The organism is Beijerinckia sp. L45 (assembly GCF_009765775.1).
Lineage (GTDB): Bacteria > Pseudomonadota > Alphaproteobacteria > Rhizobiales > Beijerinckiaceae > RH-AL1.
The window spans coordinates 1-8555 of sequence record NZ_LMUU01000067.1; the positions used below are offsets into that span (position 1 = coordinate 1).

Genomic DNA, 8555 nt, shown 5'->3' on the forward strand with positions numbered 1-8555 from the left:
GCAATGGTGTTTGGTTTGCGATGCCCCCATTACCTCTCATTTTTGCCAAGCCGGTGGCTTCACGGAATGCTGCGGGAGGATTCAGGCACCAGCCTCTTCGAACGCGCGTTATGCAGAATTTTCGGCGATGACTGTTCTATTAGACCTTCGATTTATCGAGCCTTTCTTGGCGCTCAGGGTTTCGATGTTTCAAGTCAGTCGTTTACCGGCCATTTCTATCGAGGTAACCGAGTCTTGCCTCGGTCCTCGACCAATTTGTCAGAAGTTGATGTCCAAATCATTGGACCTTTTCGGCGACTGCTTGGTCTCGGTGAAAGCTGCCGGCGTCTGGGTGAGGCACTGCGATCAACGCATTGGTCAATCAATCTTGTCGATTACGATGTGGGGATGTCCCGAGCTGCTGCGGTAATGAGAACCGACCTAGGAACGCCTCGGCCTGCACGGATCAATATCCTACATCTCAATGCAGAAGAGATCCCGGAAGCAATTGCTTATCTTCCCGAAATAAGTGCGGGATCCTACATTATCGTCATGCCCTACTGGGAGCTAAACCGCCCATCCGCTGTCCACGCATTGGGCTTATCGCTGATAGATGAAATATGGGTTGCATCGTCCTACCTAGTTCGCGTTTTCGATAACAGGAGGGTTCCCGTTGTTCATGTAGGCATAAGCTTCAAGGGGCTCCCGGCTTTGCCGGGCGAGCGCATGAAGTTTCGCGCTAAGTTGGGTCTAAGGCCATCGGAGTTTGTGTTCGTTACGACCTCGGACGCCCTTTCGTGGGTTCAGCGCAAGAATGTCCTTGGAACAATCAACGCGTTCCAGGCAGCGTTTACGTATAATGATGCGGTGAGGCTTATTGTCAAAACGCACAATCTTACGACTGACCTGCCGACGAAGCAGAAAGAGGTATGGTCGAAAATCTCGGAGCTTTGTGCACAGGACCCGCGTTTAATTCTTATTAATGAAACTTTTGAGCCGACCGAGCAAAACAGTTTGCTAGCAGCAGGCGACTGCCTCGTTTCGTTGCATCGCGCGGAAGGGCTTGGGCTGGACATCCTAGATGCATTGAGCGCAGGCATGCCGATTATCGTGACAGCCTATTCCGGAAACATGGATTACTGCACGACGGAAACCGCTTGGCTTGTCGAGTATGATTTGGTACCTGTAGAAATAGATGAATACGCCTTTGTTGAAGCTGGACATTTTTGGGCAGAACCACGTCTAGCCTCTGCTGTCCTAGCCATGATTGACGTATATCAAGCTGGATCAATTGGGCGAGCAGCAAAAACAGAAGCAGCTCGCGCTCTACTTGGTGCCAATGCTTCTTCAAAAGTGGTCACATCGCAGATTTCCGCCCGGATCAGCGCGCTTCTAGAGCTGAGTAGTGAAAAGGCTGCAAACTGAGATTTGTATATTAAATCCGCAGCTTAGGCTGACGCCTGCCATAAACGGGCAGCCCTGTCTGCCAATCAATGCGCTGTCATAGCGCCCTTTGAAGACATATGATGGCAGGCAAAGATACTCACGGTCTGATCCGGCTGCACGGAACACGAAGGCGATGCAGCCAATATGTTTTGTTCAAGTAGTTTCAGATGGAGAGCGCAATCTGCATCCGACATTTATCCTGGCTGCAACGCTGCGCGGACGATTGTTCGCCTCCTGATGTTTCTCCGCACTACCGGCCGCTCAACGGAGGAGCGCGCCGTCAGGTAATGTAAAGCCTGAGAGGTGCTGTCGACCTGATCATCATGACGGCCGTTTGGGAACGCAAGTAGTTCTCCGATGTAGTCACCTAGCCATTCCGCTTCACTAGGAAGATGGATCTGTCCAGCCTCAAACCGGGCACTTTGAGCTAACAATCTGGCCTCCTTGTCGAAACGGGGACGGACGAGGAGGGGTCGGAGTGCGCCGGTCTCCCTAAGATCTGAAACTAGGGCACGCCCCAGTTCGGTATCCTCAACAATGGTTACGTCGGCAGCCCACTGCTGATCGAGTTGAACGATTTGTCTACGCAAGTTCGGCGCTTCGACGCGATTTCGCACGACGTCGAGAAGATAGTAGTCGAGACCGACTGAACCCCAAACTGTTCCAACCGACCAATCGCTTGCTTCGCCCAGTGTGGATGCGGTGTCCCATGACACGACGACCCGGTCGAAGTGTTCCGGTGATTCGTTATCTCGATAAAATCGGAGCCACCCGCGTTGGATAATGTTGCCGCCGGCAGGTACAGGGTCTTGCTGATATTGCGCCTGGAACGTCAGACTTCCCTGGGAGCGTCGAACTTGCTCAAGCACGTCGCGAGGCTCGCGCTGCGGATGAAGGAGATCGCCCGGTTGCCGGACATGCACATCACCCGCCACCTCGCTTAATGGATGAACAGTTTCGTTTGCGGCAATAGCAGGTAATGCGATGACCTCCCAATCGTCATTCTCCAAAACATGGCCAACGAGATCATCTTGGTGCAATCGCTGCATAATGATAACGATTGCGCCCGCTCGCTTGTCGTTGAGGCGCGTAAGGAGCGTGTTATCGTAAAACTCAGCCACGCGGCGGCGCTCGGCTTGGGACACAGCATCAAGCGCCTTTATTGGATCGTCGACGACGATTATGTCCGCACCACGCCCAAGAATGCCGCCGCCTACCCCCGTTGCGAGGCACGACCCTCGCGCGGTAGTCACAAGCTCCAAGTCGCGGGTCCGGGTTCCCGCTAGCTGGAATATCGGAAACAAATCCTTGAACCAAGGTTGCTTAGCGAGAAAGCGGCGGTCAACCAAAAATTTACGCGCGAGATCTTCGGTATGCGATACGCAGATGATCCGCCTCGTCGGATTATGACCCATGACAAATAATGGCCACGCCACGTTCGCGATAATTGATTTGCCGGAGCGTGGCGGCACATTGATGATTAGTCGCCGAAGCTTGCCCTGCCGGACACGTTCCAAAGCCCAACACAGATGCTCATAGTGCCAGTTTGGGACAAATGCGATGCTTGGTTCGAGCGCGGCGAAGCTACGCTCGACGAAAGTTGGCAGATCAAGCCGCGATGCGGCCCTTAGAGGTAAGGAATGGAGTCTCATGATCCCCCCTCCTTGTCGGCATCGTTTGCTCTTAAGCCGGGCTGCAAGTCGCCCCGAGCCTGACGTCTAATTTGACGCTCGATGTAGCGTGAAAGCGCAGCTTCTTCGGCCTCTAGATCTGCGGTATCCGGTGCATCACTAGTGCCAGGCTGACCCATTTGGAAAGCTGCTAGCTTCAACAAAGTCAACGCGATGCGCGGGTCCTTGAGCCCTTTGACACAAACCGTCCGTGCCAACGCTTCGTGCATGGTCATATTCTTCGGCCAACCAGGAGTGTTGCCTGGGATGACCTCGCTTAAAACACGAAGCAGAACACCTTCCTCTGTCTGCTCCCTCTTCGGTCGCCCCTTAACATTAGGGCAATGGCCGGCAGCAAAGCGGCCGTTTGATGTGCGGACGATGGTGGATAGATCCTGATCCCCATCACCGCTCGACACCGTATCTTCATGATGCGGGTCGAGCCCGCCGCCATTTCGTAAACGGGCGCGGGGTATCTGCTTTTTGGTCATGGCAGCACCTCAGGCTCGAACCGGAACGGCTATGGCCTTCCGCGCTGAAGATCTTTCCTCTCGCTTACGGCGCTCAGCCAGGGCTGCGAAAGTGAGGCCACTTGCGGCGTGAATCGCAGGGACACCGGTTGCTCGTTCCATTCGCGCCACCGCAACGTCGACATAAGTTGGATCTAGTTCAATTGCGCGACCAAGACGATGTGTGCGGTGCGCAGCAAGGAGCGTCGACCCAGATCCAACAAACGGATCTAGCACCACGCCACCGGAATGGGATGTGTCGAGGAGAGCATCGACGAGTAGCCCAACGGGTTTGACCGTAGGATGCACTTTGAGCGCTTCCTTCCGGCCCTTGCCGAATTGAGCAAGTCCTGGCGCCGACCACACGGTAGTGCGATTTCGCCCGTGCTTACCAAGTTGAATATTGTTGATGTGCTGTGCCGAGCCCCATTTGGATACGAGAACAAACTCGGCCTGCTGCCGGTAAAGGGACCCCATGCCGCCCGCTCCCTTGTCCCATGTTACTAAGGCTTTCTGGACAAGGCCGATGTCTCGGATCGTCTGCAGAAGGGGAAACATCCCGGGTCCATCAATGAATATATCAACGATCGCGCCGCTATTTAGGTGAGGCGTCATCGCCGTCAAAAATTCCCGAAAGAAGCAAAGCGTATCAACCTCGCTCATCTCGGAGCCCTCTATAAATTCACCATGAGTGCGACTGACATGACCCTTGATGCGACATCCGTAGGGCGGATCAGTGAGACACATCTGAACCTCCTCGTTCCCGAGAAGCGCCTTATAGCTGAGCGGATCTCGTGCGCTGCCACAGAAGAGCTTATGACGCCCGGCAAAAACCCAGAGATCGCCGGCACGTGTAACTGGCGGCCCCTTAGACGCCGGCACCACGTCATCTTCGAGGTTTGGCGCGAAATCGGACAAACACACGTCGATCTCTGCAAGGGAGAAGCCGGTGAACTCCAGCAAGGTCGGATCAACCTCGAAAAGGTCTTCGAATAAAGCTGCGAGAGCGATGGGGTCCCATTCCCGACCTTCTCCGAGCCTATTGACCGCTACCCGAATCGTTTTGATTTCGGCGTCGGAAAAGCCGTCAAGGATGATGGTGGGGACACTCTCAATCTTAAGAAGCCGGTATGCTTCTAATCGAAGCTCTCCATCGATGAGTTCCCCCGTCTTTGTGACAAGCAGTGCTCCCAAAAAGCCAAAGCGCTCATAAGAGCAGACGAGGTGATCGACCTTCCTCTTGTCTGATTTTCGCAAGGAGCAACCAGCTCGCTTGAGAGCCTCGATAGATTGGTAAATGATGGCGAGGGGCTCGCGCTCAACACGAGTGTTTGCTAGCGCGGGGGTTTCTGCTGGCTCGATAGGAACCGCACGACGAAGCTGCATTCTTCTGACGATAACAGGCACATTCTTCTCCAAGAAAAGCATGAGGTCGCCAACGGCTCGCGCTCACGACAGAATGCCGTGCCTAGAGTCTCGAAGGCTTATCTGCTGCTTTCCTTGAGCGGCCACACCGCCTAGAATGCTGCTCGGGCCAACAACCTCAAAAGAGGCGATTCGATCCCAGGGCAAACAATATGCGACCGATACCGTTTCTGTCAAGCTACCTACACTAGACCGCCGCTCACATTCTGTGTCAATTCTCGGCTAGAAGGATCCTTACTTCATTAAAAAATGACCTGCTCATATGCCTGCTACCAACCTGTTACCAAAAATAGCTCTCAGCGTAAAATAACCTTCCGCCGCAAGGTGTTATTACGAACAGAAAGAGCTCGGAATTTAGCGAATCCCTGTTTTACAAAAAAACAGGCGTATCTGGTGAGACAGGTAATTTGCAGAAGCTTGCGTCCAGCATCCATTCAGGACAAGCCATCCTCCACTTCAGTGTCATAGGAGGTGGTTGTGGGCAGCCGCTTTACGCCATGATAGTCTTGGTGAGCTTCGCGCACGTTTGACGAGCCGGGACTCTCTTAGGCCAAGGCCAAGCGAGCGCGCCGTTCGCCTTTCAGATGTCTCGGACCACAAAATCTAGTTTCACCCAAAAGCACCTATGGGCGCCTGTAAGATCATCATTTGGTGTCGGTCTTGGATTTCGTCCGTCGAACAACACGTTTTTGCTGGTGTTCTTCGATCGGTGGACCCGCTTCGCGCCATTCATTGTCGCGGAGACCCAAGCGCTCGGGGAACATCTCTCTAAAAGCCTCTTTAACGGCGTCCTTCAAAACATCCGTGTCGAGCGGCTGAAGGGCTTGGCCTGAGAATGATTGCTCAAGACGAGCTACAATTTCCGCGATCATCGAACGTTTGTTTTCGGCGGCTGCGGCTTCAATTTGCTCTTTAAGCTCAGCTGGAATCCGTATGTTTATCTGAGGGTCGCTTCTAGCCATCATCATTCGGTATAGACCCGTGCTGTTGCGATCAATCCAGCACCGAGCTATATAGCACCGACCTACGTTGGCGGTGACTTATGGCCGTGCGGAGACGGGATTCCTAATGACCAGCACCATTTTGAACCTCCGTATTCAGCCCTACAGGCTTTTCACAAAGGTTGAGGCTGCCGCATATTGCCGGCGTAGCACAAAAAAGTTCGAGGGACAGTGCCCCGTTGCGCCCATCGTCATGGCCGATGGCGACAAGCTTTGGGATGTTGTCGATCTCGATAAGTGGATCGATAGCCTTAAAGCCGGTCATGTTTTCGACAGTGACGACATCATATCGAAGCTGAGCTAACCATGATGAATGCCACGCAGATCGAGGGCTACAAGATCTTCAAGGATCGGCACGGTAAACTGCGCTGCTATCATCGCGCGACCGGCACCGCCATTGACCTGACGACGGCGCCACTGGGTTCTCCCGAGTTCATTGCCGATTGTAAGCGCATCGCCGCTGGACGCGCTGTTAAGCCCCCGACAGGCGGGACGCTTGCTAAGTTGATCGAAGATTATCGCAAGCACGATTCCTTCAAAACTCTCGCGATTCAAACGCAAAGCGATTACCAGAAGGTTTTCAACTATTTAAAGCCGATCGGCGACACGCCCTTGATCAGGTTCGACAAAGCTCTTGTCGTAAGGATACGCGACAAAGCGACATCAAAAGGGCGGCGTTTCGCAAACTATGTAAAAGCGGTTCTCTCGATCATCTTCGGATGGGGCTCGGAGCGCGGCTACATGAGTCTAAACGCGGCGTCAGGCATCAAGGATATCCGCCGCAACAAGAATATCCCCGAGGCGAACCGGGCCTGGACGGATAGCGAACGTCACGCCGCGCTCGCAGTGATGCCGCCACAAATGCTTCCAGCATTTGCGCTCATGACGTTCACGGCCCTCGGCCCGAAGGACGCGTTAGAGCTTCCGAAGCCATTCTATAAGGACGGCGAAATCGCAACACGTCGAGCAAAGACAGGTGAGCCCGTATTCTGGCAAGCGCCGAGAGATCTCGTGGCGATCCTCGACAACGCCCCCAAGCACGACTCATTTACGTTATGTGCCAACCTCGGTGGCTTGCCGTGGACACTAGGCGGGTTCAGGGCCTCTTGGCGGAAGGTTAGGATCAAGCTCGAACAAGACGGTCTGGTTGGGCTAGGGCTTACCTTGTACGGGCTCCGTCATACCGTCGCGGTGATTCTGCGTGAGATCGAATACGACGAGCGCACCATCGCTGACGCTCTCGGTCAGAAGACTATTGAGATGGCGAGGCATTACGCGAAAGGTGCGGATCTCAAGCCAAAGATGCGAGGCGTCGTTGACCGGCTGGACGAAGAGCTGCTTAAACGCCGGACGAAGTCGGGAAAATAGCGCGTACAGCCTGCTCAGTAGCCGGTGGGCTTTAGCCCCCTAACTCCGCCAGGTCGCGATGAGGACGCTTCGCCCTGGCAATCGTGCCCAGCTCGTCTGATCCCCGGCCTACAAAAGATCCATTAAAAAATGAGTACCTGTGGCTGACCGCATTCTGGTCACGTCATTCCCGCCCATATTTGGCTCAAACCGTCGTCCAAACTGAGAGGTTGCCGCGATCGCCAATTCGCCGACTCGCTGGACCGTAAACCTTCGGCCTCCGCGACATGCTGCTCAAAAGCAGAACACCCAGTGTCAAACCTATCGGCTCAAAGTGTCAAACCGGTTTGAAGCCTCTTCAAGAGAGGCCACGTTAGTCAACGAATTGATGAAGTTAGGTGGTAGCGGAGGTCCGCTACAGCGCATCCCCCCAGGAGCTCGCGATAACGTTTGCGTACTCTCGCGCGGCTTAGTGATAGCGGCTCGGCTCGGGCCCAGTTACTTGTTGCCCCGAAGAGCCATTTGACTCGGCGGCGCATGTGAACAAAATGAGAACATGCGCCGCGAACAGAAGCCCATCCTACCCACGCCTCATGACCTCCAGGCGTTAGCCGAGCGGTTCTCCGCCACAGGCGCGCCACGGCGCTACACCCTGACGCCAGAGACGTCGGAGATTGTCCGCCGTGCACTCCAGTTTTACGCGGACGTGATCGCTAACCCGCGAGTCGAGGCAAACTTCACGGTCGATGTCTGGAGTGCCGAGGGCGCGGTCGTCGAGAACATGGCGCGGGCTTCGGGCGCCCTGGTCGCCAGAGCGGCATTCGACCAGGCCTGCAGGGAACGGGTCGGTTTCCGCGTCACGCTGCGACAGGGCATTCGGCTCCTCGAGACGCGTGAGGCACGGCCGGGGGACCTGAAATGAGCTTCCGGATCATCGCTCTCAACAACGGTGCAGACATGGTGTCGTCGGCCATGGACACGAAAGAAGAGGCGTTGGATTACGCTCGCGATCTGCGGCGCGATGGATACGAAGGCCTAAGGATTAAGAACCGCGCCGGCGATGTCGTCGCGGACGAGGCCGAAATTGCCGAATGGTGTCGGACGGCGCCGCCGAACCGCGCTCGACCACATCGGCGGCCCTGAAACGCGAAAAGGCGCCCCAGCCGAAGCTGGAGCGC

Annotated in this window: 8 protein-coding genes; 4 read left to right on the top strand and 4 right to left on the bottom strand. The window is 55.1% G+C overall.

Going from position 1 to position 8555, the window contains the following annotated elements; genetic code table 11:
* Positions 1–1404: hypothetical protein (locus GSQ79_RS06860; protein WP_210253025.1), on the top strand; the 1404-nt coding region annotated here is incomplete at its 5' end.
* Positions 1405–1619: 215 nt separating this feature from the next.
* Here the strand turns inward: GSQ79_RS06860 and terL are convergent.
* The 4 genes from terL to GSQ79_RS06880 form a co-directional block, all read right to left on the bottom strand.
* On the bottom strand, positions 1620–3077 hold the full coding sequence (gene terL, locus GSQ79_RS06865; protein ID WP_158807985.1) for a phage terminase large subunit: 1458 nt from the start codon (positions 3075–3077) through the stop codon (positions 1620–1622).
* Positions 3074–3586 carry a DUF5681 domain-containing protein gene (locus GSQ79_RS06870; RefSeq protein WP_158807986.1) on the bottom strand — a complete coding sequence of 171 codons (513 nt, stop codon included), beginning with the start codon at positions 3584–3586 and terminating at the stop codon, positions 3074–3076. The genes terL and GSQ79_RS06870 overlap by 4 nt, the downstream gene beginning before the upstream one ends.
* Positions 3587–3595: 9 nt before the next feature.
* Complete coding sequence (locus GSQ79_RS06875; RefSeq protein ID WP_158807987.1) at positions 3596–5032, bottom strand: DNA modification methylase; 1437 nt, start codon at positions 5030–5032, stop codon at positions 3596–3598.
* A 641-nt stretch (positions 5033–5673) separates the two neighbouring features.
* Positions 5674–5991: an Arc family DNA-binding protein gene (locus GSQ79_RS06880; RefSeq protein WP_158807988.1), complete on the bottom strand. Its 318-nt coding sequence runs from the start codon at positions 5989–5991 to the stop codon at positions 5674–5676.
* Between the two features lie 106 nt (positions 5992–6097).
* On the opposite strand from GSQ79_RS06880, the gene GSQ79_RS06885 reads away from it, so the two are divergent.
* From GSQ79_RS06885 to GSQ79_RS06895, 3 genes are all read left to right on the top strand, one after another.
* A complete protein-coding gene (locus GSQ79_RS06885) occupies positions 6098–6334 on the top strand; it encodes a hypothetical protein (protein WP_158807989.1) in 237 nt (78 codons plus the stop codon).
* A 2-nt stretch (positions 6335–6336) separates the two neighbouring features.
* Positions 6337–7398, top strand: coding sequence for an integrase (locus tag GSQ79_RS06890; RefSeq protein ID WP_246725144.1), 1062 nt, complete (start codon positions 6337–6339; stop codon positions 7396–7398).
* 535 nt (positions 7399–7933) lie between these two features.
* The gene (locus tag GSQ79_RS06895) at positions 7934–8299 is read left to right on the top strand and encodes a hypothetical protein (protein ID WP_158807990.1); all 366 of its coding nucleotides are present in this window, start codon (positions 7934–7936) and stop codon (positions 8297–8299) included.
* Positions 8300–8555: the final 256 nt, after the last annotated feature.

What these genes read in the sequence shown, in the direction of transcription:
- GSQ79_RS06870 (WP_158807986.1), bottom strand. Translation starts at nt 3,586, where the DNA reads ATGACCAAAAAGCAGATACCCCGCGCCCGTTTACGAAATGGCGGCGGG.
- terL (WP_158807985.1), bottom strand. Translation starts at nt 3,077, where the DNA reads ATGAGACTCCATTCCTTACCTCTAAGGGCCGCATCGCGGCTTGATCTG.
- GSQ79_RS06880 (WP_158807988.1), bottom strand. Translation starts at nt 5,991, where the DNA reads ATGGCTAGAAGCGACCCTCAGATAAACATACGGATTCCAGCTGAGCTT.
- GSQ79_RS06895 (WP_158807990.1), top strand. Translation starts at nt 7,934, where the DNA reads ATGCGCCGCGAACAGAAGCCCATCCTACCCACGCCTCATGACCTCCAG.
- GSQ79_RS06875 (WP_158807987.1), bottom strand. Translation starts at nt 5,032, where the DNA reads ATGCTTTTCTTGGAGAAGAATGTGCCTGTTATCGTCAGAAGAATGCAG.
- GSQ79_RS06890 (WP_246725144.1), top strand. Translation starts at nt 6,337, where the DNA reads ATGATGAATGCCACGCAGATCGAGGGCTACAAGATCTTCAAGGATCGG.
- GSQ79_RS06885 (WP_158807989.1), top strand. Translation starts at nt 6,098, where the DNA reads ATGACCAGCACCATTTTGAACCTCCGTATTCAGCCCTACAGGCTTTTC.